General features: G+C 72.4%; 25 protein-coding genes. 10 read left to right on the top strand and 15 right to left on the bottom strand.

The features are described 5' to 3' along the window. Window positions 1-15: 15 nt before the first annotated feature. Window positions 16-756 carry an SDR family NAD(P)-dependent oxidoreductase gene (locus tag OG417_RS45605; protein ID WP_329243279.1) on the bottom strand — a complete coding sequence of 247 codons (741 nt, stop codon included), beginning with the start codon at window positions 754-756 and terminating at the stop codon, window positions 16-18. Between the two features lie 66 nt (window positions 757-822). After that, window positions 823-1767 carry a quinone oxidoreductase family protein gene (locus OG417_RS45600; RefSeq protein ID WP_329243277.1) on the bottom strand — a complete coding sequence of 315 codons (945 nt, stop codon included), beginning with the start codon at window positions 1765-1767 and terminating at the stop codon, window positions 823-825. Here OG417_RS45600 and OG417_RS45595 point away from each other — a divergent pair. Continuing rightward, window positions 1747-1983 carry a hypothetical protein gene (locus OG417_RS45595; protein WP_329243275.1) on the top strand — a complete coding sequence of 79 codons (237 nt, stop codon included), beginning with the start codon at window positions 1747-1749 and terminating at the stop codon, window positions 1981-1983. The two genes, OG417_RS45600 and OG417_RS45595, sit on opposite strands and share 21 nt — an antisense overlap. Here the strand turns inward: OG417_RS45595 and OG417_RS45590 are convergent. The 4 genes from OG417_RS45590 to OG417_RS45580 all read right to left on the bottom strand — a co-directional run bounded on the left by OG417_RS45590 (window position 1980) and on the right by OG417_RS45580 (window position 4662). Further along, a complete protein-coding gene (locus OG417_RS45590; RefSeq protein WP_329243272.1) occupies window positions 1980-2675 on the bottom strand; it encodes a lysophospholipid acyltransferase family protein in 696 nt (231 codons plus the stop codon). The two genes, OG417_RS45595 and OG417_RS45590, sit on opposite strands and share 4 nt — an antisense overlap. A 34-nt stretch (window positions 2676-2709) precedes the next feature. Further along, window positions 2710-3678: a GNAT family N-acetyltransferase gene (locus OG417_RS45585; RefSeq protein ID WP_329243270.1), complete on the bottom strand. Its 969-nt coding sequence runs from the start codon at window positions 3676-3678 to the stop codon at window positions 2710-2712. 110 nt (window positions 3679-3788) lie between these two features. Further along, window positions 3789-4079 (bottom strand): GNAT family N-acetyltransferase, encoded by a 291-nt coding sequence (locus tag OG417_RS54675; protein WP_442875790.1) that lies wholly within the window; start codon window positions 4077-4079, stop codon window positions 3789-3791. A 22-nt stretch (window positions 4080-4101) separates the two neighbouring features. Further along, window positions 4102-4662, bottom strand: coding sequence for an NUDIX hydrolase (locus OG417_RS45580; protein ID WP_329243266.1), 561 nt, complete (start codon window positions 4660-4662; stop codon window positions 4102-4104). A 187-nt stretch (window positions 4663-4849) separates the two neighbouring features. Between OG417_RS45580 and OG417_RS45575 the strand changes: the two genes are divergently transcribed. The 4 genes from OG417_RS45575 (at window position 4850) to OG417_RS45560 (ending at window position 7892) form a co-directional block, all read left to right on the top strand. Further along, window positions 4850-5317: a hypothetical protein gene (locus OG417_RS45575; protein WP_329243263.1), complete on the top strand. Its 468-nt coding sequence runs from the start codon at window positions 4850-4852 to the stop codon at window positions 5315-5317. Between the two features lie 111 nt (window positions 5318-5428). Next, window positions 5429-6103, top strand: a complete 675-nt coding sequence (locus OG417_RS45570; RefSeq protein WP_329243260.1) for a hypothetical protein — start codon at window positions 5429-5431, stop codon at window positions 6101-6103. 233 nt (window positions 6104-6336) lie between these two features. Continuing rightward, the gene (locus tag OG417_RS45565) at window positions 6337-7161 is read left to right on the top strand and encodes a thioredoxin domain-containing protein (RefSeq protein WP_329243257.1); all 825 of its coding nucleotides are present in this window, start codon (window positions 6337-6339) and stop codon (window positions 7159-7161) included. Window positions 7162-7175: 14 nt separating this feature from the next. After that, on the top strand, window positions 7176-7892 hold the full coding sequence (locus OG417_RS45560) for a vitamin K epoxide reductase family protein (protein ID WP_329243254.1): 717 nt from the start codon (window positions 7176-7178) through the stop codon (window positions 7890-7892). 61 nt (window positions 7893-7953) lie between these two features. On the opposite strand, the gene OG417_RS45555 is transcribed toward OG417_RS45560, so the two are convergent. Both OG417_RS45555 and OG417_RS45550 read right to left on the bottom strand, forming a co-directional pair. After that, window positions 7954-9171 (bottom strand): ArgE/DapE family deacylase, encoded by a 1218-nt coding sequence (locus OG417_RS45555; RefSeq protein ID WP_329243252.1) that lies wholly within the window; start codon window positions 9169-9171, stop codon window positions 7954-7956. Next, a complete protein-coding gene (locus OG417_RS45550) occupies window positions 9168-10844 on the bottom strand; it encodes a serine hydrolase (RefSeq protein WP_329243248.1) in 1677 nt (558 codons plus the stop codon). The genes OG417_RS45555 and OG417_RS45550 overlap by 4 nt, the downstream gene beginning before the upstream one ends. A gap of 118 nt (window positions 10845-10962) precedes the next feature. On the opposite strand from OG417_RS45550, the gene OG417_RS45545 reads away from it, so the two are divergent. Both OG417_RS45545 and OG417_RS45540 read left to right on the top strand, forming a co-directional pair. Continuing rightward, the gene (locus tag OG417_RS45545; protein WP_329243246.1) at window positions 10963-12567 is read left to right on the top strand and encodes an N-acyl-D-amino-acid deacylase family protein; all 1605 of its coding nucleotides are present in this window, start codon (window positions 10963-10965) and stop codon (window positions 12565-12567) included. Further along, window positions 12567-13640 (top strand): alanine racemase, encoded by a 1074-nt coding sequence (locus OG417_RS45540; RefSeq protein ID WP_329263030.1) that lies wholly within the window; start codon window positions 12567-12569, stop codon window positions 13638-13640. Before OG417_RS45545 ends, OG417_RS45540 begins: the two co-directional genes overlap by 1 nt. Window positions 13641-13729: 89 nt before the next feature. On the opposite strand, the gene OG417_RS45535 is transcribed toward OG417_RS45540, so the two are convergent. From OG417_RS45535 to OG417_RS45515, 5 genes are all read right to left on the bottom strand, one after another. Further along, complete coding sequence (locus tag OG417_RS45535; protein ID WP_329243243.1) at window positions 13730-14440, bottom strand: ATP-binding cassette domain-containing protein; 711 nt, start codon at window positions 14438-14440, stop codon at window positions 13730-13732. Next, a complete protein-coding gene (locus OG417_RS45530) occupies window positions 14437-16317 on the bottom strand; it encodes a dipeptide/oligopeptide/nickel ABC transporter permease/ATP-binding protein (protein ID WP_329243240.1) in 1881 nt (626 codons plus the stop codon). Before OG417_RS45530 ends, OG417_RS45535 begins: the two co-directional genes overlap by 4 nt. After that, window positions 16314-17237 carry an ABC transporter permease gene (locus tag OG417_RS45525; protein ID WP_329243237.1) on the bottom strand — a complete coding sequence of 308 codons (924 nt, stop codon included), beginning with the start codon at window positions 17235-17237 and terminating at the stop codon, window positions 16314-16316. The genes OG417_RS45530 and OG417_RS45525 overlap by 4 nt, the downstream gene beginning before the upstream one ends. Window positions 17238-17249: 12 nt before the next feature. Beyond that, window positions 17250-18842 (bottom strand): ABC transporter substrate-binding protein, encoded by a 1593-nt coding sequence (locus OG417_RS45520; RefSeq protein WP_329243234.1) that lies wholly within the window; start codon window positions 18840-18842, stop codon window positions 17250-17252. A gap of 199 nt (window positions 18843-19041) precedes the next feature. Then, on the bottom strand, window positions 19042-20526 hold the full coding sequence (locus tag OG417_RS45515; RefSeq protein ID WP_329243231.1) for a PucR family transcriptional regulator: 1485 nt from the start codon (window positions 20524-20526) through the stop codon (window positions 19042-19044). Between the two features lie 180 nt (window positions 20527-20706). On the opposite strand from OG417_RS45515, the gene OG417_RS45510 reads away from it, so the two are divergent. Then, the gene (locus OG417_RS45510; protein WP_329243228.1) at window positions 20707-22023 is read left to right on the top strand and encodes a hypothetical protein; all 1317 of its coding nucleotides are present in this window, start codon (window positions 20707-20709) and stop codon (window positions 22021-22023) included. 62 nt (window positions 22024-22085) lie between these two features. On the opposite strand, the gene OG417_RS45505 is transcribed toward OG417_RS45510, so the two are convergent. After that, window positions 22086-23105: an aldo/keto reductase gene (locus tag OG417_RS45505; protein ID WP_329243226.1), complete on the bottom strand. Its 1020-nt coding sequence runs from the start codon at window positions 23103-23105 to the stop codon at window positions 22086-22088. Between the two features lie 179 nt (window positions 23106-23284). Between OG417_RS45505 and OG417_RS45500 the strand changes: the two genes are divergently transcribed. Together OG417_RS45500 and OG417_RS45495 are read left to right on the top strand one after the other, a co-directional pair. Next, the gene (locus tag OG417_RS45500) at window positions 23285-23875 is read left to right on the top strand and encodes a TetR/AcrR family transcriptional regulator (RefSeq protein ID WP_329243223.1); all 591 of its coding nucleotides are present in this window, start codon (window positions 23285-23287) and stop codon (window positions 23873-23875) included. Between the two features lie 77 nt (window positions 23876-23952). After that, window positions 23953-24330, top strand: coding sequence for a signal peptidase I (locus tag OG417_RS45495; RefSeq protein ID WP_329243220.1), 378 nt, complete (start codon window positions 23953-23955; stop codon window positions 24328-24330). A 25-nt stretch (window positions 24331-24355) separates the two neighbouring features. On the opposite strand, the gene OG417_RS45490 is transcribed toward OG417_RS45495, so the two are convergent. Next, window positions 24356-24640, bottom strand: a complete 285-nt coding sequence (locus tag OG417_RS45490) for an MGMT family protein (RefSeq protein WP_329243217.1) — start codon at window positions 24638-24640, stop codon at window positions 24356-24358. Window positions 24641-24644 lie beyond the last annotated feature (4 nt).

The raw sequence follows: 24644 nt of genomic DNA, 5'->3' as shown, positions 1-24644 counted from the left end.
CCGTCGACGTGGTCGTCAGACGGTGAAGCCGCCATCGACGTTGATCGCGGCTCCGGTGATGTACCGGCCGCCGTCGCCGGCGAGGTGGGCGACGGTGGCCGCGATGTCGCCCGGTTCGGCGAAGCGGTCCAGGGCGGTGAAGCCCCGGATCATGTCGGCGTTCGGGCCGTCCGCGGGGTTGGCGTCGGTGTCGGTCGGACCGGGGTGGACCAGGTTGGCGGTGATGCCGCGGGGTCCCAGGTCGCGGGCCAGTCCCTTGGTCATGCCGATGAGCGCGGTCTTGCTCAGCGCGTAGAGCGTGAACCCGGGGAACACCGCCCGTTCGGCCATGTTGCTGCCGATGCTGATGATCCGGCCGCCCGCGGTCATGTGGCGCGCCGCCGCCTGCGACGCCACGAAGGGCGCCCGGACGTTGACCGCGAGCGTACGGTCGAGTTCGGCCGGACCGAGGTCGTCGAGCGGCCCGACGAGGAAGACCCCCGCGTTGTTGACCAGGATGTCGAGCCGGCCGAACGTCGCGACGGTCGTATCCACGGCCGTGGTGACCGCGGCGACGTCCGCGCTGTCGGCCTGGATCGCCAGCCCCCGGCGGCCGGCGCCCTTGATCTGGTCGACCACCGCGTCCGCGCGCTCGGCCTCGCGCTCATATGTCAGGGCGACGTCGGCCCCGCCCTCGGCGAGCCGTACGGCCACGGCCGCGCCGATGCCCCGGCTACCCCCGGTGACCAGGGCCACCTTGCCTTCGATGTCCTTCATGACGTCGAGATTGGCCGCCCGCCGACGTGCGCGCTGGCCGGAATGCGACCTGACGTTCGATCACCGCTACGGAACGAACACGGTGCGCCGGTCGCTGCCGGCCTTCGACCAGACCGCCTCCACGTCCGCCAGCGGCGCCGGTGCGACGTCGAGCGTGATCTCGCCCGCGCGGACCCGCCGGAGCACCTCCGCGTAGCCGGTCGCGGCGTCGGCGATGGACGCGGCCCCGTCGGCGCCGCTGCCGGCGAGTTGCACGGGCGCCCGGCGCAGCGCGAGGGCGGACAGGGACGCGGTCTCGCCCGCGCTCATGCCGACGAGGATGTAGCGCGTCCGCTCGGCGGCCGGCCGGGTGCGGGGGAGCGCCGCGAAGACCGCTTCGGCCGGCGCGCCCCACAGATAGTCGGCGACCAGGTCGTACGGACCTTCGGCGGCGATCGCCGCGGCCAGTTCGTCGTGCGGGCGGTCGACCCTGATCGCGCTGTCCACGCCACGCGCCACGAGCTCGTCCAGGACGCGCTGGTCGCGTCCCGCGGCGACGACCCGTGCGCCACGGCCCTTGGCCAGCTGCGCCGTGATCCGGCCGGACGCCCCGGTGGCGCCGAGCACGAGGACGGTCTGCCCGGCCCTCACGTCACCCTCCACCACGACGGTCTTCCACGCGGCGCCGCCCGGGTTGAGCACCGCCGCCGCCATGACGTCGTCGGCGCCCTCGGGCACCGGCAGCCACATCCCGCGCCGTACGAGAGTCCGCTCGGCCATCCCGCCGTACGGCGGCCGGAGGCCGAAGAACGCCACCCGCGTGCCGTCGGGCAGCCGGCCCACGCCGTCCAGCCCGACGACCGTGGGGAACACCGACGGGGCGTAGTGCACGCCCGCGGCCATCCAGCGGTCGGACGGCTTCAGCGCCGCCGCGGTGACGGTCACGACCACCTCGTCCTCGCCGGCCGTCGGCGCGGGAAAGGTCTCACAGCGCGGCGTACGGCCGATCCCGTGCAGCACGGCGGCGCGCATCGCCGTGACGAGGCCCCGCACGACCGGCGGATCAAGACCGCGACGGTCACCCCCGAGGGCCACCGCGTGGTCGAGGCGATCAACCAGGGCCGGCGACGCGTCCTCGACGAGGTCTTCGCCGGCTGGAACGTGCGCGACCGTACCGAACTGGCCCGCCTTACCCGCCGGTTCGCGGACGCGATGTTCGCCCTGGTCGACGCCCAGGACGACACTTAGGCCGCGGAGACCTTGGAGCGCTCGTTGTAGGTGCCGGTGTACTCCTGGCCCGAGAGTTTCTGGATCTCTCGCATGATCTCGTCGACCAGGGCGCGGCGGCCGCGTGCGGGTGGCATGTCGGCGAAGGGCTTGAAGTCGATCGGCTTGCCGAACGTCACGCCCGGCCGGTGGATGCGCGGCAGCCGGGCGCCGACCGGCATGATCCGCTGCGTGTCGCGTACGGCGACCGGGACGACGCTCACCTGGGCGTTCAGTGCGAGCCAGCCCACGCCCGTGTGCCCCCGGTAGAGGCGGCCGTCCTCGGACCGGGTGCCTTCGGGGTAGATGGCGAAGGCGTTGCCCTCGTCGAGGGTCTTGAGCGCGATGTCGAGCGCGGCGACGGCCGCGCGCTGCTCCGTGCGCGGCACCGCGATGTGGCCCATCGAGCTGAGGAACGCGCCGAGGATGCTGCTCTCGAAGTACTCGGCCTTGGCCAGGAACGTGACGCGGCGGGGCATGACGAGGGGGATCAGCACGCTGTCCACGAACGACAGATGGTTGCTGGCGAAGATGATCGGGCCTTCGGCCGGGACGTTCTCCAGGCCCGCGACCACCGGCCGGAACAGGATCTTGAGAAGCCGCCGGACGACGGTGGACATGAACCAGTACAGCACCTGTGCCTCCCTGAACTCTCCGTAACTGTAGACCGTCAAGCTCAGGAGGAGGTCGCGGCGCGGGCGGCGATCGTCAAAGCTCGTAATGGTATTGCCGTGTCTTGCGCAGCGGACGGAAGCCCAGCCGCTCGTTGACGGCGAGCATGTGCTCGTTGTCCTCGGCGTTGTCGGTCTCGATCTCCTCGACCGCCGGCCACTCGGCGCGCAGCCAGTCGAGCATCGCGGCCTTGACCCACAGGCCGAGCCCGTTGCCGCGGTGCTCGGGCACCACGGCCGTGTCGGACTGGATCGCCCGGGTGCCGTCGCCGACCGGGATGACCAGCTCGGTGAATCCGGCGATCTTGTCGCCGTGCAGGGCGCCGACCGTGAGGAGGGTGTCGCCGCGCTTCTCCACGACTTCGGCCATGTCACGGACGCGGTCGGCGTCCCAGGTGGTCGTGGTGTCCATGTCTCCGGCGGGCATGTCGCCCATGGCGGACTTCGCGGTGGCGAAGGTGTCGGCCAGATCGTGGGGCACGACGCCGAGCCAGCGCGTCAGGCGGTAGCCGGGGTGCTCGGCGTACACGATCTCCGCGATGCCGCTCACCTCGCGTACGTCGAGCAGGAGCAGGCTGAGGGAGAGCACGCAGGTGAACCCCTTGGCCTCGAGGAACGCCACGCCCGGGGTGTCGGATGAGGCCTCGACGACGAGGCTGCGGCGCTTTTCCCGGCGTGCCGCGTGGGCGACGGTCTCGAGCAGGCGTGAGCCGATGCCGCGCCGCCGGTGGTCCGGATGGACGTCGATCGTGAACTGGCCGAGGTGGTCGCGCCCCGGCCCGTCGAAGAGGCGGAGCCGCGCGACCCCGGTCAGCATGCCGGCGGTGCGCACGGCCCACCGCAGGTCGCGGCTGTCCACACCGGGGGTGGTCAGGTCGCCGTGCACGTGGTCGAGCGTGGGCATCGGCTCGCCGGGCAGGTCACGGGCCACCGACGCGGCGAGGACGTCATGCCATTCCGCGACGTCGCTATCCGAGATGTCGTGCAGTTGCTGAACCGTGTCCAAGGAGGCTCCTCGAATGGTTGGCTCGCCTTCCTATGGACCGTACGCGCCACGGCCGTGACGCGTCTGTCATTCGAGGTAGCCGCCTGCGCGCGAAACTATGGGTTTGACCGCTATGCCCAAGAGATCCAGGCATATTGATCATGATTCATCGGGCACGGACTGAAAAGATCACCCGCGCTCGAGTGGCTTCGGCGGGAGCGCCGCCTGCCGCCGGTGACCCACGCGCTCTTCGTGGGAACGGAACCGGAAGCGGAGTGGGTGTGCGTCACCGCGACCGCCCCGCGTGCCCGGCCCCGTTCTTGGGCTGCCTCCTCCAAGGCTGTGCCCGCGCCCCGGCGCCGGTAATCCTCCGCGGCCGCGAGGAGGTTCTCACCACGAACCGCATGCGCCCCAGGGCCGATCGTCCGTGACGCTACGTGACGATCAGCCCGGTACGCCGGGGGGACGGGCCGTCCGGCCGGGACCGGAGAGCACGTGGAGAAGGCCGATCAGCGTCGGGCCGTTCACGATCTTCCCTTCGGCGATGAGGCCGCGGACCTCGGAGAGCGGCACCCAGGCGATGCGTTCGGCCTCGGTGATGTCGGTCGGCGGCCCGATGTGCTCGGCGCCGTCCGCGCGGAAGATGTGGTGGCGAGAGTCGACCGAGCCGCTGGACGGCTGTGAGACGACGAGGAGCCGCGGCGGCCCCGGCCGCCAGCCGGTCTCCTCCTCGGCCTCGCGCACCGCGGCCTCCTCGGGGGTCTCGCCCTCCTCGATCCGCCCGGCCGGGATCTCCCAGCCCCATGTGTCGGTGACGTGCCGATGCCGCCACATCAGCAGCACACGGTCGCGCTCGTCCAGGACCACGACGGCCGCCACGGGCCGCGCCATCCGTACGACGTGCTGCTCGAAGCGGCTGCCGTCCGGAAGCTCGACGTCGACCAGATCGAGACTGATCCACGAACTCTCGTAGATCGCCCGCCGTCCGTGGACCGTCCACTCCATGGAGGTCATCCTTCCCGCTCGCTCGCCGCCGTGTCGTCGCTTGCGTTACACCGTCAGCCTCGTTCCTCCTGTCTCATATGCCACATGTGATGTGTTTTCACCTCTTCCGGTCAAGGGGTGCTGCGCCGCGCCATGAGGGTGCTTTGCTGGCGGAGGGCCAGACGGGTACCGCACGCAGAGGATGGTCATGGCGAAACGAACCCGCGGCCAGGCGCAGTCGGCGTGGTGGACGGGAATCGCGGCGCTGGGCGCCTTAGCCCTGTACACGGGCACGTGGCGCCTGTGGGCGCTGACCGTGCTGGTCTGGTGCATGTACGAGCTGTGCTTCTGCCCGACCAGGTGCGGCGTGGCGACGCGCGACGGCGACCCGTGCCGCAACGGCGCCCGCGGACGCCTGTACGCCTGTACGAACGTCGCGGGCCACCAGCAGCTCAAGACGGACGCCCTGTGGCACCTGCCCGGCCGGCGCGGCTCGCTGGCGCGCCTGCGCCCGAGGTACGGCCACGGTGCGCCGTCGCACCGCAAGACGACGTCACCGCCCTCCTCCTCGGAACAGGGCTACGTGGAGCCGAACCAGCGGATCATGGCCTACCTCGCGGTCGTGTGCGTGTTCGCCATCGTCATCCAGACCGCGGTGGGACTGGCGGTGCTCTGACCGGACACCGGACAGGGGGGCGTCGGCTCAGGTCGGCGGTGCCGTACGGGGGCATCTCCGGTAGCGGATCCCGGTCTTCTGGATGTTCGTCCGTGATGTCATACTCGCCCCATGAGGGCGGGCTCCGGGCTGCGGGCGTCGCGCGCGGTGGTGTTCACCGTGCTGTCGGTGCTGCTGTCCGCCGGCGGCCGGCTGGTCGTGACCGGCAGGCCCATGCCGGTGGACACGCTGTTGCTCGCCGGCGCCGCCGTTTTCGTCCTGGCGCTGCTGCTGACCGGCGCGGAGCGCTGCTTCCTGCAGATCGCGGCCATGCTGGTCCCGGCCGAGCTGGCGCTGAACGCGCTGTTCAACAGCGTGCAGGAGCGGTGTGCCGTCGGCGTTCCGGGCGCGGGCTCCGGCGGCTGGCCGGGGCTGCTGGTCTGTGGCGGCGGCTCCGTACGGCCCGGCCTGCTCGGCGCCGCCACGGCCTCTCCCTCGCACTCGCTGGCCGTTCTCGCCGCCGGTCAGGTCCTGTTGCTGCTGGCGCTGCACACCGTCGTCGCCCTCGTGATGGCCGCGTGGCTGCGGCGCGGTGAGGCGGCCGTCTTCGTGGTGCTGCGCGCGGCGGCGGCGCTGACCTGGACCGGGCTGACGGCACTGTCGGCACTGCTCACCGCCCCGGCTCCGGCTCCTCTGCCGCCCGCGTGGCGGGTGCCGCCGCTGGAGCGGCCGTGCCCCGGTCCGCGGTACGTGCTGCGGCGTACGTCGGCCCGCCGGGGCCCGCCGGTTCTCGCTCCGGCCTGCTGAGAGACCGCCCGCGACTCCCGCCGCACGGCGCCCGGGAGGCGCCTCGGCGTCACGTCGGCGATCGGCCGAACCCAGGCTGACTCTCGTCTTCGCTTGCGGCGTGCCCTCCGGGCCCCGCTCGCGACGGGCGAGGTCCGCCCGGCGGTCCCTCCGGGAAACCGTCCGCCTGCCAGGTGCGGGTTTCCCGCTCAGGCCATGCGTCCCTTTCTCATCTCTTCGAGCCGAGGACGGCCATGAGCGACAAGACAAAGAACAAGAACGAGAACAGGACGAAGGGCTTCCGATCCGATGGGCGGTCCGCGCGGTCGCGCCTGCGTGCCGAACAGCTCCGGCGGAGGCGGACACGCGCCCGGTGGCGCAGGGCCGGCATCGCCGCGGGGATCACGGCGATCCTGCTCGGCGGCGGAACGGCCCTCGCGATCGGCACCGCGAACGGCGGCGCCCAGGACGGCCAGGTGACGGTGCCCGCGAACGCCTCCGGAGCCGACGGCACGCTGATCGTCTACGGCAGGGCGACGGCACGTAACACCCTGGACGTCTGGGAGGACTTCCGCTGCCCGTACTGCGGCAAGCTGGAGAGGACCGACGGCAAGGCCATCCAGCGGTTCGCCGACACGGGCGTCTACAAGATCAGGTACCACATGGGGACGTTCCTGGACGGCAACCTGGGCGGCCGCGGTTCGATGGAGGCGCTGCAGGCGGCCGGTGCCGCGCTCAACGAGAGCACGGCGCGATTCAAGGCGTTCCACGACGTCCTGTACGCCGACCAGCCCGACGAACGCGCCGACGCGTTCGCCGACCGGAACCACCTGCTCGCCCTCGCCGCGAAGGTACCCGGCCTGACCACGCCCGCCTTCGTCAAGGCCGTCAAGGACGGCACCTACGCCGGTTGGGCGCACCGGGTCAGCGACGCCTTCACCCGCAGCGGGGTCGACAGCACCCCGACGCTGAAGCTGAACGGCCGCACGCTGGCCGTGCTCGACGCCACGGGGAATCCGATCTCACCGGCGGAGTACACCGCGCTCATCCAGCGGTCCGTCTCCGGCGGCTCGCGGTAGCCGGGGGTCGCGCCATGATCGAGCGAAGCGAGGGAATCGAAGACGCGCCCGTGGTCACCCTCTCCGACGAAAGAGGGCTCGTGACCACGTCGACCTCCCCGGCAACCCGTGCCCACGAGGCGGCCGGCGCGCCTCCGGGCCCGGTGTCCGGAGGCCGCCCGCTGGCCTGGCTGCTGGTGCTCGCCGGAGCGCTGGGCCTGGCCGCCTCGGCCATCCTCACCCTGGAGAAGATCCGTCTCCTGGAGAACCCGGACTACCAGCCGAGCTGCAACATCAACCCGATCATCAGCTGTGGTTCGGTGATGCGCACGCCGCAGGCGTCCGCCTTCGGCTTCCCCAACCCGTTTCTCGGCATCGCGGGCTTTTCCGCCGTGATCGTCATCGGCGTCGCCCTCCTCGCCGGCGCGGCCTTCCGCCGCTGGTTCTGGCTCGGGCTCCAGGCGGGCGTCGTGCTCGGAGCCGTCTTCGTGCACTGGCTGATCGACCAGACGCTCTACCACATCGGCGCCGTATGCCCGTACTGCATGCTGGTGTGGGCCGCGACGATCCCGGTGTTCTGGTACACGACGCTGCACAACGTCCAGCGCGGGGTGATACCGGTCCCGGGGACGTGGCGGCCGGCGGTCCGGGCGGTCGCCCGCCACCACTGGCTGGTGCCCCTGGCCTGGTACGTGCTCATCGCACTGCTGATCCTCAACCGGTTCTGGTACTACTGGCGCACGCTGCTGTAGCGCGGTCGCCGTCGTCGTCCCGGCGGCGGTGCGGTCGGCCGCGTTCCGGTCCGCGCCGCCGTCAGCCGGTCGAGCCGAAGGCGAGTGCCAGCCGGAGGAGGACCCGGGCGGTGGTCAGGATGTCCGCCACCGGCACGTACTCGTCGACCGCGTGCGCCTGCTCGATGTCGCCCGGCCCGTACAGCACGCCCGGAATGCCGCGGGCGGCGTACAGCCGCAGGTCCGTGCCGTACGGGACGCCCACGGGCGTCGCGGGGCGGCCGGTCACGTCGGCGACGTGGCGCCGCACGGACTCCACCAGCCGGTGGGTGACCGGGGTCTCGGCCGGGGCGAACTGGCCGCCGCTCCAGGTCACCTCCGGCGGCGGCCCGGTGCCCGCCGCGGCCTCGCGTACCGCGGCCTCGAAGTCCTCGCGCACCGAGGCCAGGGTGCGGCCGATCGGGACGCCGAGACGGCCCTCGCACACCAGCTCGTCGGGGACGGTCGAGGACCACTCGCCGGTGGTGAGCCGGCCGATCGACAGCGGGTACGGCAGCGCGTGGCCGGCCATCAGCGCGTGCCCCCGGTCGGCGTTGAGTCGTTCCTCGAGCGCGGCCAGGGCCTGGTGGACGGGCCAGAACCGGTCGAGCGCGGAGACACCGTCGAGGCGGCGGGACGCGTGGGCCGCCCGGCCGGTCAGGCGGAGCCGGAAGGTGAGCGCGCCCGCCGTCGCGCAGACCAGGGCGCCGCCGGTGGGTTCGGGGATGACGCAGCCCGCGAAGTCGGCGTCCCGGCGCAGCGCCGCGAAGGCGCCGATCCCGCCGTCCTCCTCACCCGCCACGACCTGGAGCACCACGTCTCCCGGCGGACCACCGGCTCCACGCGCCGCGGCGAGCGCGTGCAGGGCCGCGACGACCCCGGCCTTCATGTCCGCCGCGCCCCGCCCGTACACCCGGCCGTCGCGAACCGTCGCCGAGAACGGCGGGTGCGTCCACGGCGCCGTGCCCGGCGGGACCACGTCGACGTGGCCGTTGATCACCAGGCGCGGCGCGCCCGGGTCCCGGCCGGGGACCGTGACGAACAGGGACTGCAACGAGTCCCGCTCGACCTCTTCTCCCGGGTACCCCTCGGCCCGCCGCAGCGCGGCCAGGTCCTCCTCGTGGAGTTCGGCGTCGAGCCCGAGCCGCCGCGCCAGCCGGTGCGTGAGGCGCAGCGCGTCCGCCTCCGCCGGGCGGCCGATCAGCTCGGTCAGGTCGCGGACCAGGGCGGCCTCGGTGAGCGCCGCGTGAGGAGCGGTCATGAGTCGCGGGTGAAGTCGCCGGCGCCGGTGAGGAGGCGGCCGTCGGCGGTGAACTCCACCCGGCCGCCGTTCATGGTGAAGACCAGGTCGCGCACGGGCACCAGCTCGGCGGGGACACCCGGCCCGATCCTCGCCGTCAGCCCGTCCGGTCCGCGCCGGCCGACCGTCGCGGTCAGCGGGCCGAGCCGGTAGGTTCCGGCGAGCCGGTCGAGCAGCTCCCCGGTCAGGTGGCCGGTCTCCGGCACCCGCTCGAAGCGGATCGGGGCGACCGCCTCCTCCAGCGACAGCGCCGCCGCCGTCACCTCGCCCTCGAGGTCGTGGAAGAACTGCAGCGGCAGCGGGGTCGCCACCCCGAGCAGGTCGACCATGAGGTTGAACACCTCCAGGTGCCGGTGGACCACCGGGCCGGCCAGCGCCCGGTACCGGCCGTCCAGGCCGTCCCCGGACTCGGTGATGACCAGTTCGCCGTAGCCCGGGTCGCGGTACCGGCCGGCGTAGTCGTGCAGCGGGCGGACCGGCGGCAGCGCGGCGGAGCCGGTGACGAGCCGCTCCCGCCCCTGCGCGTGTCCGTGCAGCACCGCCTCCTCCCGCGTGAGCAGGATCGCGCCGTGCGGCCGCGGATCCAGCCCGAGCAGGCGGTCGAGGATGGCGTGCGGCAGCGCGTCGCGCAGCGCGGTCCCCTCTCGGCCGGCCAGCACGGCGACCGCGCAGCCCGCCTCCGGCACCACGGCGACCTGGCTGGAGAAACCGTCGATGTTGCCGCCGTGAAAGACCACGCGGTGGCCGCGATAGTCCTCGATCATGAGGCCGAGGCCGTACCCGACCGGGTCGCCGACGAGGAACAGCGACGGGTCCGACAGCGAGATCACCGGGGTGCGCATGGCGGTCAGGACGTCGGCGGACAGCAGCGGCGGCCGATCGTCGACCCCGCGCCCCAGCAGGGTCATCAGCCAGGGGACCAGGTCCTCGGCGCAGGAGTTGATGGCGCCGGCGGGCGCGATCGGGCCCAGCGGGGCGTACTCTACCTCGGCGACCGGCTCGCCCGGCGCCGGCGCCGCGTACCCCCGTGCGGCGTCATCGTCGGCCGCCGTCTCGGCGATCGAGAGGTTGGTGCGGTGCATGCCGAGCGGGTCGAGCAGCCGCTTGCGCACCACGCTCTCGTACGAGCCGCCGCACAGCCGTCCGGCGATCTCCCCGGCGCAGGCGTACAACAGGTTGTTGTACTGGAAGGTCTCCCGGAACCCCCGGCTGGGCTCCAGGTGGCGCAGCGCCTCGATCAGCTCCGTACGGGTCGTCTCCCCGGCCGCGGAGTACCACAGCAGGTCGTGCCGCGGCAGCCCGGAGCGGTGGCACAGCATGTCATGGACGGTCAGCCGCTCGGTCGCCGCCGGATCCACCAGCTGGAATCCGGGCAGGTAGTCGCGGACCGGCCGGTCCCACGCCAGCACCCCCTCGTCCACCAGCAGGGCGCACAGCGCCGCCGTGAACGTCTTGGTGGCCGACGCGATCGGGAAGAGCGTACGCGCGGTCACCGGGCGCCGGCCGGCCATGTCGCGCAGGCCGAAACCGTCGCAGAGCACGACCGCGCCGTCGGCGACGACCGTCACCGCGACGCCGGGCACCCCGAACCGCTCCATCTCGGCCTCGATGAGCGCGCTCAGCTCAGTCGTCATGAACATACTTCACCGAACGGACGGTGATCGGCGCATCGTTCCCGCACACCAGAGGGGGGCCCGCGCATTGGTGGCGGCGTACGAAGCCATCGGGGAGCGCGGCCGTCACGCTGGGCGGGTGGCTCTTTCGATGGTGATACGCGGGGGCACCGTCTACGACGGGGACGGCCGGCCCGGAGTCCGCGCCGATGTGCTCGTCGAGGGTGACCGGGTGGTCGGAATCGGTACGGCACCGGCCGGGCACGATGCCGTCGTGCTGGACGCGGACGGCCTCGCCGTCGTGCCGGGTTTCATCAACGTCCTCAGCCATTCGTGGCTGACCGTTCAACAGGACGGCTCCGTCGCCTCGGAGATCCGGCAGGGAGTGACCACCGAGGTCTTCGGGGAGGGCGACTCGCCCGGCCCCGCGGACGCCCGCTACGCGGACTACCTGCGCGACATCTACGAGTCGCCGGGCCGGGCGGAGTTCGCCCGGCTGGCGGAGGGCCTGGACGCCATCGCGGCCGGTGGTGTCGCCACGAACATCGCCTCCTTCGTCGGCGGCGCCAACCTGCGTTACCTCGGCGCGGGATTCGCCGACCGCCCCCTGGAGCCGGGCGAGCTGGACCGGGTCCGCGGCGTGCTGGCCGAGGAACTGGCCGACGGCGCGCTCGGCGTGGGCACCGCGCTGATCTACCCGCCGGGACGGTACGCCGGCACCGCCGAGCTCATCGCGCTCGCCGAGGTGCTGGCCGCCCACGACGCCCTGTACATCTCGCACCTGCGCAGCGAGGGCGACCGGTTCCTGGAGAGCCTCGACGAGCTGTTCACGCTGGGGGAGCGCACCGGCGTGCGCGCCGAGGTCTTCCACCTCAAGGCGGCCGGGCGGAAGAACTGGCCGAAGATGGCCCAGGCCGTCGAGCGGATCGAGGCGGCCCGCGCGGACGGCCGGGCGGTGGGCGCGAACATGTACCCCTACGAGGCGGGCGGCAACCCGCTGTCCGCCTGCATCCCTCCGCGCTACCACGACGGCGGCCCGGCCCGGCTCGCCCGGCGGCTGGCGGATCCGGACCGGCGCGCGGCGATGACCGCGGACCTGCGCCGCGAGTCCGATGAGTTCGAGAACCTGTTCCTGGCCTCCGGCGGAGGTTCCGGAGTGCTGCTGCCGCGCGACCTCCGCGACGGCACCCCGGCACGCGGCCGGCGCCTGGACGAACTCGCCGCGGACTGGGGCATGGACGACGCCGAGGCGCTGCTGGAGGTCGTCGCCCGCGACCCCTGGATCCAGGGCGTCTTCTTCTTCGCCGACCCCGCCAACCTGGAGCTCGGGCTGCGCCGGCCCTGGGTCGGCATCGGCTCGGACGCGATGGCGCAACCCGCCGAGCCGCCCTGGACCGACGACGCCGTCCACCCCCGCACCTACGGCACGTTCGCCCGGGTGCTCGGACACTACTGCCGGGAGCGGAAACTGTTCTCCTTCACCGAGGCGGTACGGCGGATGACCAGCCTTCCCGCGGACACGCTCCGGCTGTCCGGGCGGGGCCGGCTGCGTCCCGGCGCGTACGCCGACATCGTGGTCCTCGACCCGGACCGGGTCGCCGACACCGCGACCTGGGACCGGCCGCACAGCTACGCCGTGGGCGTCCGCCACGTCACCGTCAACGGGACCGTCGTGCTCCACGACGACCGGCTCACCGAGGCGAGGCCCGGACGGCGGCTGCGGCGCGCGGGAGCCGCCGCGTGATGCCCATCCCGGAGCTGGACACGCCCGCGCTCGTGGTCGACGTCGACCGGCTGGAGACGAACCTCGCCCGCATGGCCGGCCGGGCCGAGGCCGCCGGCATCGACCTGACCCCGCACGCCAAGACGCACAAGTGCGTCCCGCTCGCCCGCCGCCAGCTCGCGCACGGGGCGCGCGGGCTGACCGTCGCCACCCTGGACGAGGCGGAGCTGTTCGCCGACGGCGGCTGCGACCGGCTGTTCATCGCCTACCCCTGCTGGGCCGGCGGCGACCGCGCCGCACGTCTGCGCGCGCTGCACGAGCGTGTCGAGCTACGCGTCGGCGTGGACAGCGTCGCGGGAGCCGACCAGCTCGCCGCGGCGATCCGCGGTGCGGACCACTCGCTCACCGTGCTCATCGAGGTCGACTGCGGCGGGCGGCGCAGCGGGGTGACACCGGACCAGATACGCGATCTCGTCACCCACTGCCTGCGGATCGGACTCGACGTGGCGGGGGCGTTCTGCCACCCGGGCCACGCCTACACCTCGCCCGGCCAGGTGCCCGGAGCCGCCGCGGACGAGCGCGCCGCGCTCACCACCGCCGGTGCCGTCCTCACCTGGCTGCTCGACCGGCCCCCGGTGCTCAGCGGGGGCTCGACCCCCACCGCGCTGGACGGGCTGGCGCATCCGCTGACCGAGGTGCGCCCGGGCACGTACGTCTTCGGCGACCGGCAGCAGATGCACCTGGCCGCGGTGCCGGAGGACGAGATCGCGCTCGTGGTGGCCACCCGCGTGGTGAGCGTGCCACGAGCGGGCGAGGCGGTGCTCGACGCCGGCTCCAAGGCGCTGTCCAGCGACCGGCCGGCCTGGCTGACCGGACACGGCTGGATCGCCGAGGCGCCGGAGGCGACGGTCGCGGCGCTCACCGAGGAGCACGCGGTGGTCCGCGGCCTGCGCCGCCCGCCCGCCGTGGGCGACCTCGTCCGGGTGGTGCCGAACCACGTGTGCACGGCGGTGAACCTCGGCCGGGAGATCACCGTCGTCTCCGACGGCAAGATCGTGGACATGTGGCCGGTCGGACCCGGCGCCCGGCGCTGATCGGCGAGGCCCGTCTCAGGGCCCCCGTCCGTGGCAGGACAGGAGAGTTCTGAGACGGGCCTTGAAACGGTGGGCTGGGAGACGCACCCTCAGCGGGTCACCGCCGGTCGGCCGCCGAGGTTGGGCACGGCCGCCAGCAGCGCACGGGTGTACTCGTCCCGCGGCGCCCCCACCACCTGGTCGGTCGGCCCGACCTCCACCAGGCGGCCGGCGCGCATGACGGCGACGATGTCCGCGACGTACCGCACCACCGCGAGGTTGTGCGAGATGAACAGGACCGACAGGCGGCGCTCGGCGCGCAGCTCGCGGATGAGGTTGAGCACCGCGCCCTGCACCGACACGTCCAGCGCCGAGGTGATCTCGTCGGCCACGAGCAGTTCCGGGCGGGCGCCGATGGCGCGGGCGATCGCGACCCGCTGCCGCTGACCTCCCGACAGCTCCCGCGGGTACCGGTCCGCGAGCGCGGGATCCAGGTTGACCTGGGCGAGCAGCCGCCGTACCTCGGCGGCGCGCTCCGCGCGGGGCAGGCCGAGGCCCTCGGCGACGGACGCGCCGACGGTCATCCGCGGGTTGAGCGAGCCGTACGGGTCCTGGAAGACGATCTGGCGGCGCCGGGGATCGACCCCGTCGATGCGCCCCGAGGCGATCGGCACCAGCCCGACGATCGCCTTGGCCAGCGTCGACTTGCCCGAGCCCGACTCGCCGACGAGCCCGACGGTGGTGCCGGGCGGTATCTCCAGGCTCACCCGGTCGACGGCGGTCGCGGCGCCGTACCGCACGGTCAGGTCGACGATGTTCACCGGCCGTCCTCCTCGTCGTGCACGTGTTCCGCGCCCACCGGCCCGGACCTCGGGTGCCAGCAGGCCAGGCGGCGGCCGCCGGGGAGGTTCTCCAGCGAGGGCCGCTCCCCGTGGCAGGTGTCGGTCGCGTACGCGCACCGCGGCGCGAACGCGCAGCCGGTGGGCAGTTCGCCCGGACCGGGCGGACGCCCGGGAATCGTGGCCAGCGGGCGGTCGCGGTCGGTGTTCATGTCGGGCAGGGAGGCGAGCAGCGCCCGGGTGTACGGGTGGGCCGGTCCGGAGGTCAGATCGCCGACCGGCAGCTCCTCCACCACCCGGCCCGCGTACATCACCACGACCCGGTCGCAGATCTGGGAGACGACGGCGACGTCGTGGGAGATGAAGAGCACGCCGGCGCCGGTGTCGGCGCTCACCTCGCCGATGAGGTCGAGGATCTGCCGCTGCACGGTGACGTCGAGGGCGGTGGTGGGCTCGTCGGCGATCAGCAGCCGGGTGCTGCCCATCAGGCCCATCGCGATCGTGGCCCGCTGCCGCATCCCGCCGGAGAACTCGTGCGGACGCTGCCTGGCGCGCCGGGCCGGATCGGAGATCCGCACCCGGCCCAGCAGGTCGATCGCCCGCCGTCGCGCCGCCGTCCGGGACAGGCCCGCGTGCACCCGGGGAACCTCGGCGAGCTGCGTACCCACCCGCAGCGCGGGGTTGAGCGAGGCCATCGGATCCTGGAAGACCATCGCCAGCGTGGTGCCGAGCAGCCGCCGCCGCTCCGCCCGGTCGAGGGTGTCGAGATCGCGGTCGTCCAGACGGTGGCGGGTGGTACGCACCGTGCCGGGATAGGGCACCAGCCCGCCGATGGCCTGGGCGGTGAGGCTCTTTCCACTGCCGGACTCGCCCACCACCCCGACGACCTCGCCCGAACTCACCCGGAGCGAGACGTCCCGCACCGCGGAGCCGGCACCGGGGAAGGTCACGGACAGTCCGTCCAGCTCCAGGATGTCGCCCGTCCCCTCGGGGGCCGGGTCGGCGGCGGGCTCCTCGACCGCGGGCGCCGCCCGACCGGCCGGCGCCGTCTCACGCGCGGCGAGGCGGGCGAGACGTTCCCCCAGCAGGTTGAAGGCGATTCCGGCGAGCATGATCGCGGCGGCCGGGCCGAGGGCGACCTCCGGGTTCACGTACGCCCGGCCGAGCCCTTCGGACAGCATCCGGCCCCAGTCGTAGCTCGGCGGCTGGGTACCCAGGCCGAGGAAGGAGAGCCCGGCCAGCCCGAGCAGGGCGGATCCCATGATCATGGTGATGTTGAGGATCAGCGGCTCGGCGACGTTCGGCAGGATGTGCCGGGTCAGGATGCGCCCGCGCGGGACGCGCAGCACCCGCGCGGCGGCGACGTAGTCGGAGCCGACCACCGACGAGGTGAGCGTGAGCGTGAGCCGCGCCAGCACGGGCGCGGTCGCGACGCCGATCCCGATGACCGCGCCGCGCGCGCCCAGGCCGAGTACGACGCTGGTGAACATGGCCAGCAGCAGGCCGGGAACGGCGACCAGCGTGTTGACGGTGCTCGCCAGGAACCGGCCGACCCGGCCGCCGAGCACCGCGGGCAGCGCGCCGAGCGGCACGCCCACCACCACGCCGATCAGGGTCGCGAGGAACGCGAGGACGAGCGAGGGCCGCGTCGCCACGAGCACCCGCGCGAAGATGTCCCGGCCCACACTGTCGGTGCCGAGCGGGTGCCCCGGCGAGTGGCCCTGGAGGATCTCCGCGGCGTCGATCCGGGCCGCCCGGTCGCCCCAGATCGGCGGCGCGACGACGGCCAGCACGATCAGCGCGGTCACCAGGACGACGCCGGCCAGCCCGGCGGGGGAGCGCAGTATCCGTCGCATCATCGCCGCCCGATCTCCGAGCGCGGATCGAGCGCCGCCAGCGCCACGTCCACGAGCAGGTTGACGGTCAGGACGAACGCCCCGTAGATGAGGATGACCGCCTGCGCGACCGGGTAGTCCTTGGAGACCACCGACTCGGTGATCTTCGATCCGAGACCGGGCCAGGCGAAGACGTTCTCCACGATGACGGTGCCGGCGATCAGCGAGGCCAGCACCATGCCGCCCACGGTCAGCGCGGCGGTCAGCGTGTTCGGCAGCAGGTGCCGGGCGTAGAGCCGGAGCGCGGGCAGGCGCTTGGCCCGCGCCATCCGCACATAGTCCTTGCCCAGTTCGCGCAGGGTCTCCACGCGGACCATCCGGGCGAGCACCGCGGCCGGTCCCGCGGCGAGCGCGACGGCCGGGAGGATGTAGGAGTCCGGCCCCGCCCGGCCCGCCGGTGGCAGCCAGTGCAGGGCGACCGCGAACACCACGACCAGGCCGACCCCGAGCAGGAACTCCGGCACCGCCGCCACCGCGCCGGTGACCGCGGTGAAGGTCAGCTCACTGCCCCGGTGGCGGCCGTTCTCGGTGCGGACCGCCAGCAGCATGCCCAGCGGGATCGCGATGAGCAGCGCCAGCGCGGTGGCCACCGCGGCGAGCTCCAGCGTGTTCACCAGCCGCGCTCCGATGATCTGGTCGACCGGCTGGCGCGAGATGAACGACGTGCCGAAGCGGCCGGTGAAGACCTCCTTGAGATAGCGGCCGAACTGCACCGGAAGTGCGTCGTCCAGGCCCAGGTCGGCCCGGCGCTGCTGGACCAGCGCGGCGGGCGCGGTCGGCCCGAGCGCGGCACGCACGGGGTCGCCGGGGATGAGGTGGATCATCGCGAACGACGCGACCAGGAGCACCCCCATCGAGACGACGAACCTCACCACTCTGCGCACAACCGGCACCGGTCAGCCCTTCAGCATGCGGAACATGGTCGGCTGGGCGAGCCCGCCGGGAATCACGACCTTGGCGTTCTTGCTGGCCACGAGCTGGGTCCGTTCGGCGACCGGCACGACGTCGTAGTCGTCGAACAGCGCCGACTCGGCCTGCGCCCAGGTCGTGCACGCCCCGTTCGCGACGGAGCCCGCGGCCGCCTGCGCGGTGAGCTTGTCGTAGCGGTCGTTGTGGATGCCGGCGAAGTTGGTGCCCTTGGGCACGGTCGGCCCGGACAGGTAGGCCAGCAGCTGCGAGGGCAGGCTCACCCCGATCGGTACCTCCGACACGTCCCAGTCTCCGCTCTTGAAGATCACGTCGTTCCACGCGGCGTCCGCCATCCCCTTGAGGTCGACCGCCACGCCGATCTTCTTCCACGCGTCGGCCATGAACTCCGCGCCCGCCTGGGTGCCGGGGCCGAAGTCGTTGTCGTAGACGACGCGGATGCTCAGCTTCTTGCCGTTCTTGGCGCGCACGCCGTCCGGCCCGGCCTTCCAGCCGGCGGCGTCCAGGGCCGCCTGCGCGGCGGCCGGGTCGTACGACGGCCGGTGCCCGGACACGCTGTCGACCTTGCACGGCCGCGGCGACAGCGTGGTCATCCCGGTCGACTTCTTGCCGGTCGCCTGAGTGTCGACCCTGGCGAGCTGGTCCAGGTCGACCGCGCGGGCCAGGGCCTGGCGCACCGCCGGGTCGGCGCCCGGCCGCCCGCCGTTCTGGTTGAAGAAGAACTCACCGTTGCCGTCGGGCAGCGTGCTCGTCAGGACGCCGGGCGCGTGCTCCACCCGCCTGCGGTCGGCGCCCGTGTAGATGCCGGCGTTGAGCTGGCCGGAGAGCAGCAGGTTGGCCGAGGTCGACTCGTTGGCGACGATCTTCAGGACGACCTTGGCGGGCACCCCCTTGTCGCCCGTGCCGCTCCCCCCGGGACCCCAGGTGTAGCCCTTGCGCGCCACCAGCGTGTAGTGGTCGCCCTGCACCGAGTCGGTCAGCTCGTACGGCCCGGAGCCGGAGGTCTTGCCGGCCAGCGTCTTCGGGTCGTCCAGCCCCTTGCCGCAGACGATGAACATGGCGACCGCGCTCTGCAGCAGGAACTGGCTGGGCTTCTTGGTGCGCAGGGTCACCGTGCCCTTGGCGTTGTCGCCGGTGGCCTTGACGTCGGCCGGCACGAGCACGCCGACGATGGGGGACTTCGTCTTCGGATCCACCGTGTGGTTGACGCTCTTGGCCACCACCTCGGGCGTCACCGCCGAACCGTCGGAGCAGGTGGCCCCCTGGTGCAGGGTGAAGGTGACCGCGTCCGGGGTGACCGACCACTTCGTGGCCAGGCCCGAGACGATGGTGTTGTTCTGGTCGGTGTGCACGAGCGTGTCGTAGGCGAACGAGAGCAGCAGGTTGGTGTTGCCCTGCACGGCCGTGGCCGGGTCGAGCGAGCCCGGGTCGCCGGCCGTCGCCATGGTGAACGTCGCTTCACTGACCACGGCGCCGTTCCCGGCGCTGGTCCCGCCGGAGGAACACGCGGCCAGGACCAGCGTGGAGCAGGCGACGATGGACGTCGCCGCGAGTCGTTTCATACCAGCTCTCCTCGGGGGCACCGACAGCATGCCGCGAGCATTGTGCCCGGTAGGCATGGGTGTCTTTGTCATCTGGGCACAAGATGCACGTTGCGGACTGTGCCGCCCGCCAAGACCGGCGTGGTGACTCTTCGCAGGAAGGTGAAAAGCGAGATCCGGCCGGTGTCCGGCACTCCGCCGCCCGCGCGCCGGGTTCCGGTCACAGCTCGGCAAGGCGGAGCTGGAGGTGGAGGAGCAACCGTTCGTCCGGGCGATCCAGCCGCAGGCCGAACAGCTCGGCCGCGCGGGTCATCCGGTACCGGAAGGTGTTCGGGTGGATGTGCAGCCGCGCCGCGGCGGCCGGCACGTCACCGGACGTCTCGAACCAGGCCCGTAGCGTCGGCAGGTACGCGGTGCCGTGCTCGCCGTCGTGCGCGATCACCCGGCCCATCACACCGCCCCGCAGCGCCTCCAGCCCGCGTACGGCGTCGGCCAGCTCGGCCAGCACGAGGCTGTCCCGTTCGGCGCTCGCGTGGATGATCTCCACGCCGCTCTGTTTCGGCCGGTGCCGCAGGGTCAGCAGCCGGTCGACGCGGCGGCGGGCGACGGCGAGCTCGTCGGCCCGCTCGATGGGGTCGCTGACCCCGACGCGGCCGGAGGGCAGGGTGACGCGCGAGATGACGCCGTTCAGGTAGGACTCCAGCCGGTCCCGTTCGGTGACCGGCAGCAGGCCGTACACCCGGCCGTCGAGGACGGCGGCGAGCCCGACACCGCGGAAGCGGTGCGCCGTCAGGCTCAGCACGTCCGCGAGCCGGGTGTCGAGGAGTTCCCGCTCGCCCACCTCGTCGTCGCTCGTCAGCACGACGAGCACGGAGGGCCCGGGGAGGGTGAAGTCGAGTTCGGACGCGTCCGAGCCGAGCAGCCGGCCGAGCAGCCACGCCCGGGTCTCCCGGCCCCGGTCGGCGAAGTGGTCCTGGTGCATGAGGCAGGCCGCGACCGCGTCGACCGAGGCGGTCAGGACGTCGTCGGCGTCCGCGCAGAGCACCTGCCGGTTGCCCACCGCCCAGATCGAGCCGAGCGGTTCGGTGCCGGCCCGTACCGCGATCGCCAGCCGGGCCGCGCTCTCCGTACCGTCGGTGAACTCGCAGACGCCGGAGCTGCGCCACAGCCGCGCGTACCACTTCTCCCGCTCCACGTGCTCGGGCACCTGCCGGCCGAGGATGCCCTTGCGCCGTACCTCGTCGACCGGCTGACCGGGCACGGTGCTGAACGCCACCACCCGGCGGCGCGCGTCCTCGATCGCCACGGCCCCGCCCAGAGCCGTGGCCAGCGCGTCGGCGAGGTGGAACGCGTCGTGCTCGGCGAGCTTGCCGAACGACTCGCCGACCGCCCACCGCACGCGGTCATAGACGTCGCTCCAGCGGGCGCTGTCGGCCACGGCGAAGACGGCACAGTTCTCCGAGGCGTGCGCCAGCGCCGCGTTCACGGCGGACTCGCGCACCACGACCCCGGCGCAGCCGGGAAGCCCGGCCTCCGGGGTCGCGCAGAGCACCAGCAGATCCCCCTCCGGAGGCGGGTCGCCGACCGTGTGCAGCACCACTCCCCGGACGGGGAGATACGGATCCGGGATGCGAACGCGGCGGAGCGTCGTACGGCTGAGCGCCGCGAGTTCGTCGAGAGGTACCAGCCGGGAGGCCCGCGTCATGCATCGATGATGCTGGACATTTATCTCCAATACCAAACATCCCACCTGCGGTGACATGCCGGATACGTTCCGGGGACTGGTAAATCGGACAAGACGCCCCGTGTGCTGTTGGGCGGGGATCCATTACCGGCCCGCCGTACGGTGATTAGCGTGCGCCCCACCAGGAGATGGGAGCGCAGAATGAGAAGGATCCCCCGGATCGCCGCCCTGCTCATGACCACCGGCCTGACGACACTCACCCTCGCCACGCCATCCGCACACGCCGACGACAATTCCGTCTACCGGGCGCTGGACGGCGCGGCGGCCACCACCGACGACCAGTTGGCGACGCTGCGATTCTGGCTGGGCCCGAATCTCGACAGCGCCGCGAAACTCCAACGGCCCTTCGGCGCCGCCGCGTACACGGCCAACAACGACACGAAGGAGCACACCGACTACGCGGGAAAGGTGCCGAACAAGCGGGAGAACGTGCCCGACGCCGGGGACGCCGGAAAGCTCTACACTGGCACGGGCGCGATCGCGAAGACCGTCGGCAAGCTCTTCTACGTGGAGTCCGGCACGGCGCCCACCCAGACCGGTGTCAACGACGAGCCCGGCGACTACGACTATCTGGGCCGGCGGCTGCCCCAGCCGGCCGACCCGGACGACCCCTGGGCCGACGTCACCGCCTTCACCCGCACGGTGAGCGGCGGAACCACCACCGACAGCTGGACCGGCGTCTGCTCGGCCGATTCGGTGGACAGCGCGAACCGGAGCACGATCATGTCCGCCGGCCACTGCACCGAGGCACCGCACGTCCTTTCCAAGACCGGCGATCCCTCGTACACGAGCGTTCAGATGTCCAAGTGGATCTTCATCCCGGGCTACGTCGGCATCACGAACCACGGCGCCACCGGTACCGACACGTCGCTGTCGCAGGCGGCGCCGTACGGCGTCTGGGTGGCCAGCCACGTCTACACCACCCCGTACTGGGACGACTGGGTGCGCGGTCAGGCCGGGCGGGACACCGAGAGCCTGGATCTGAACGCGTTCGGCTATGACGTCGCGGCCATGACCGTCGCCGATCCGCAGCACCCGGGCAGCAGGCTCGCCGACGTCGTCGGATCCCAGCACGTGGCGTTCAACGCGCCGGCGAACCAGAACATCACCGCGTTCGGCTACCCGCAGGGGCCGAATCCTCAGTTCGGCCAGTACTACGGCGGCCGTTCCCTGGCGGTGTGCGCCGGCTCCAGCTTCAGCGACGTGGCCGGCACCGGCAGCACGGGTGCGGGCGGCGTTCCCGGCCTGCAGGACCACGGTCTGTGGTGCACGCTGACGGAGGGGGCGAGCGGCGGGCCGATGCTGTACGACTACGACTCGTCGACCGGAACCGGCACCCAGATCTCGGTCATCTCCTTCAAGGAGCCCCTGGGCACCAGTGGGCTGTACATGATGGGCCCGCAGTTCGGATCGGTCGTCGAGGGCGTGTACGACGCCATCGGGGCCCTGACGCCCTGACCTCCGGACGGGACGGTGAGGCCCTCCGGGCGCGGAGGGCCTCACCGTTCTCGGAGGAGCGATCAGCGGCGGCGCAGCGCCGGGTCGAGCAGGGCGGGGGGAGTGTCGAACTTCTCGTGGGCGGCCAGGTCGACGCCGGGCGCGACGATCGCGTCGACGGCGTCCAGGACGTCGGCGGGAAGCACCGTGTCCGCGGCGGCGAGCTGCGAGTGCACGTGGTCCAGCGTCCGGGGACCGATGATCGCGCTGGTCACCGCGGGATGCGCGGTCACGAAACCGAGCGCGAGCTGGATCATCGTCAGCCCGGCCTCGTCGGCGACCTTCGCCAGCCGCTCGACGGCGTCGAGCCGGGCGCGGTTGGACGGGACGGACAGGTCGAAGCGCTCCGGCATGAACGCCGAGCGGTGGGTGGTGACCTCCCGGCCCTCGCGGATCGCGCCCGACAGCCAGCCCGAGGCCAACGGGCTCCACACCAGCACGCCGAGCCCGTACTGCTCGGTCACGGGCAGTACGTCGGACTCGATCCCGCGCTGCAGGATCGAGTAGCTGGGCTGCTCGGTGACGTAGCGGCTCAGGTGGTTCTCCCGCGCGGCCCATTCGGCCTGCACGATCCGGTACGCGGGGAAGGTCGAGGAGCCGAAGTAGCGGATCTTCCCCGCGCGCTGCAGGTCGGTCAGGGCCGACAGCGTCTCCTCATCGCTGGTCGCCGGGTCCCACCGGTGGATCTGGTAGAGATCGACGTGGTCGACGCCGAGGCGGCGCAGGCTGTCGTCCAGCGCGGTGACCAGCCATCGGCGCGAACCGCCCCGATGGTTTCGCTCGTCGCCGATCGGCATGCCGGCCTTGGTGGCCAGCACGATGTCGTCGCGGCGCCCGGCGATGGCCTTGCCGACCATCTCCTCCGACTCGCCGTCGCCGTACATGTCGGCGGTGTCGATGAGGTTGATCCCGGCGTCGAGGGCCGCGTCGACGATGGCGGTGGCCTCGTCCTGGGTGGTGCGTCCGATCCTGCCGAAGTTCATCGCGCCGAGCGCGAGGGAGCTGACCTGCACGCCGGTGCGGCCCAAGGTGCGGTACTGCATGACCGTGTTTCCTTCACTGCTGGTGAACGGTGACAATCCGTGGCTTGCTCGGTGGTGTTCTGGCTGTCTTGGTCGTTGGGCCGTCGCTCTGGCATCATGGGCAAACGGAACCCTGTTCCGATAACAATACGGATCCTTGTTCCGGTTTGGCAAGCCCGGCGATGGAGGGAGCGTGCGCGGTGAACGACCGTGACGGGGACGCGGGGCGTGCGGCCCCGCGCAAACGGGCCGACGCCCGGCGTAACGAGAGGACGCTGCTCGACGCGGCCGCGGCGGTCTTCGTGACCTCGGGTGTCGAGGCGCCGGTACGCGACATCGCGGCCAGGGCGGGAGTCGGGGTGGCCACGATCTACCGCCACTTCCCGACGCGAGCGGACCTGATCATCGCCGTCTACCGGCACCAGGTCGAGTCGTGCGCCGAGGCCGGCCCGGCCCTGCTGGCGAGCAGCGCGACTCCCCATGACGCGCTGGGGCGGTGGGTCAACCTGTTCGTCGACTTCCTGGTCACCAAGCACGGGCTCGCCGCCGTGCTGCGGTCCGACGAGGCCGGGTTCGAGGCGCTGCACACCTACTTCCTCGACCGGCTCGTGCCCGTGTGCGCGCGGCTGCTCGACGCCGCGGCCACCGCCGGCGAGATCCGGCCCGACATCGACGCGTACGAACTCATGCGCGGCGTCGGGAACCTCTGCATCGGTGCGGACAACGACCCGCGCTACGACGCGCGTCGCCTGGTCGAGTTCCTCATTGCCGGACTGCGTCTACTGCGTTAGTCGCTGCTGGTATGCGGAACGCCATTCCGGATCTCTGTGGACCGTCGGCACCGCTTGAGGCGATAACGTCGCGGCCCGTGAGTGAGAACGTATACGTGGGCAACGCCACCGTGGACGCCGCCGGTGATCGCGGCTGGCTGCTCGGACACTTCAAGCCGGTGGGCGATGTCCGGCACAGCGATGACGTCGAGATCAAATGGGGTGTACATCCGCGGGGAGATCGACGCGCGGAGTGGGTCACCGAAGAGAAGCGCACCGCGCTGCTCGTACTCATCAGCGGCCGGTTCCGGGTGGAGGTGCCGGGGCGTAGCGTTCTCCTCGCCGACCAGGGCGACTACGTGGTGTGGGGCCAGGGCGTCGATCACTCCTGGTACGCCGAAGAGGAATCGGTCGTGCTGACCGTACGCTGGCCGTCGATTCCGGGTTACGCCGTTCCCGCCCAACGTCGGCACTAGCCGAGTCGCCGCCTGGGGGCCGCGGTCACCGCCTGGAGGACCGCCGTGCGCGTTTCATGTCCACTCGTCCGCCGAGCATCGGTGTGCCCTCGGCGTTGAGCAGCGCCGGTGCCTTTCCGCCGTGGCATGAGGCGGGTGTTCCGTCGGCGTGGACGACACGCCACCACGGCACGTCGTCGCCGAGCAGGCTCATCGCCCGTCCCACCTGCCGTGGGCCCGCGCCGATCCTCTCGCCGACATCACCGTAGGAGGCGACGGAACCGGCCGGGATGGCGATGACCGCTTCGCGGACATCCTCGATGATGCTCATGTCG

This window comes from Actinoallomurus sp. NBC_01490 (assembly GCF_036227085.1).
GTDB lineage: Bacteria > Actinomycetota > Actinomycetes > Streptosporangiales > Streptosporangiaceae > Actinoallomurus > Actinoallomurus oryzae.
Note: the sequence above shows the minus strand (reverse complement) of the source record. Positions and strands in the feature narration are given on the sequence as shown.

Excerpts from the sequence above, each read along its gene's own strand:
- OG417_RS45605 (WP_329243279.1), bottom strand. The coding sequence starts at position 756 with ATGAAGGACATCGAAGGCAAGGTGGCCCTGGTCACCGGGGGTAGCCGG.
- OG417_RS45600 (WP_329243277.1), bottom strand. The coding sequence starts at position 1,767 with ATGCGCGCCGCCGTGCTGCACGGGATCGGCCGTACGCCGCGCTGTGAG.
- OG417_RS45580 (WP_329243266.1), bottom strand. The coding sequence starts at position 4,662 with ATGGAGTGGACGGTCCACGGACGGCGGGCGATCTACGAGAGTTCGTGG.
- OG417_RS45575 (WP_329243263.1), top strand. The coding sequence starts at position 4,850 with ATGGCGAAACGAACCCGCGGCCAGGCGCAGTCGGCGTGGTGGACGGGA.
- OG417_RS45570 (WP_329243260.1), top strand. The coding sequence starts at position 5,429 with ATGAGGGCGGGCTCCGGGCTGCGGGCGTCGCGCGCGGTGGTGTTCACC.
- OG417_RS45565 (WP_329243257.1), top strand. The coding sequence starts at position 6,337 with ATGAGCGACAAGACAAAGAACAAGAACGAGAACAGGACGAAGGGCTTC.
- OG417_RS45560 (WP_329243254.1), top strand. The coding sequence starts at position 7,176 with ATGATCGAGCGAAGCGAGGGAATCGAAGACGCGCCCGTGGTCACCCTC.
- OG417_RS45555 (WP_329243252.1), bottom strand. The coding sequence starts at position 9,171 with ATGACCGCTCCTCACGCGGCGCTCACCGAGGCCGCCCTGGTCCGCGAC.
- OG417_RS45550 (WP_329243248.1), bottom strand. The coding sequence starts at position 10,844 with ATGACGACTGAGCTGAGCGCGCTCATCGAGGCCGAGATGGAGCGGTTC.
- OG417_RS45540 (WP_329263030.1), top strand. The coding sequence starts at position 12,567 with ATGCCCATCCCGGAGCTGGACACGCCCGCGCTCGTGGTCGACGTCGAC.
- OG417_RS45530 (WP_329243240.1), bottom strand. The coding sequence starts at position 16,317 with ATGATGCGACGGATACTGCGCTCCCCCGCCGGGCTGGCCGGCGTCGTC.
- OG417_RS45520 (WP_329243234.1), bottom strand. The coding sequence starts at position 18,842 with ATGAAACGACTCGCGGCGACGTCCATCGTCGCCTGCTCCACGCTGGTC.
- OG417_RS45515 (WP_329243231.1), bottom strand. The coding sequence starts at position 20,526 with ATGACGCGGGCCTCCCGGCTGGTACCTCTCGACGAACTCGCGGCGCTC.
- OG417_RS45510 (WP_329243228.1), top strand. The coding sequence starts at position 20,707 with ATGAGAAGGATCCCCCGGATCGCCGCCCTGCTCATGACCACCGGCCTG.
- OG417_RS45505 (WP_329243226.1), bottom strand. The coding sequence starts at position 23,105 with ATGCAGTACCGCACCTTGGGCCGCACCGGCGTGCAGGTCAGCTCCCTC.
- OG417_RS45490 (WP_329243217.1), bottom strand. The coding sequence starts at position 24,640 with ATGAGCATCATCGAGGATGTCCGCGAAGCGGTCATCGCCATCCCGGCC.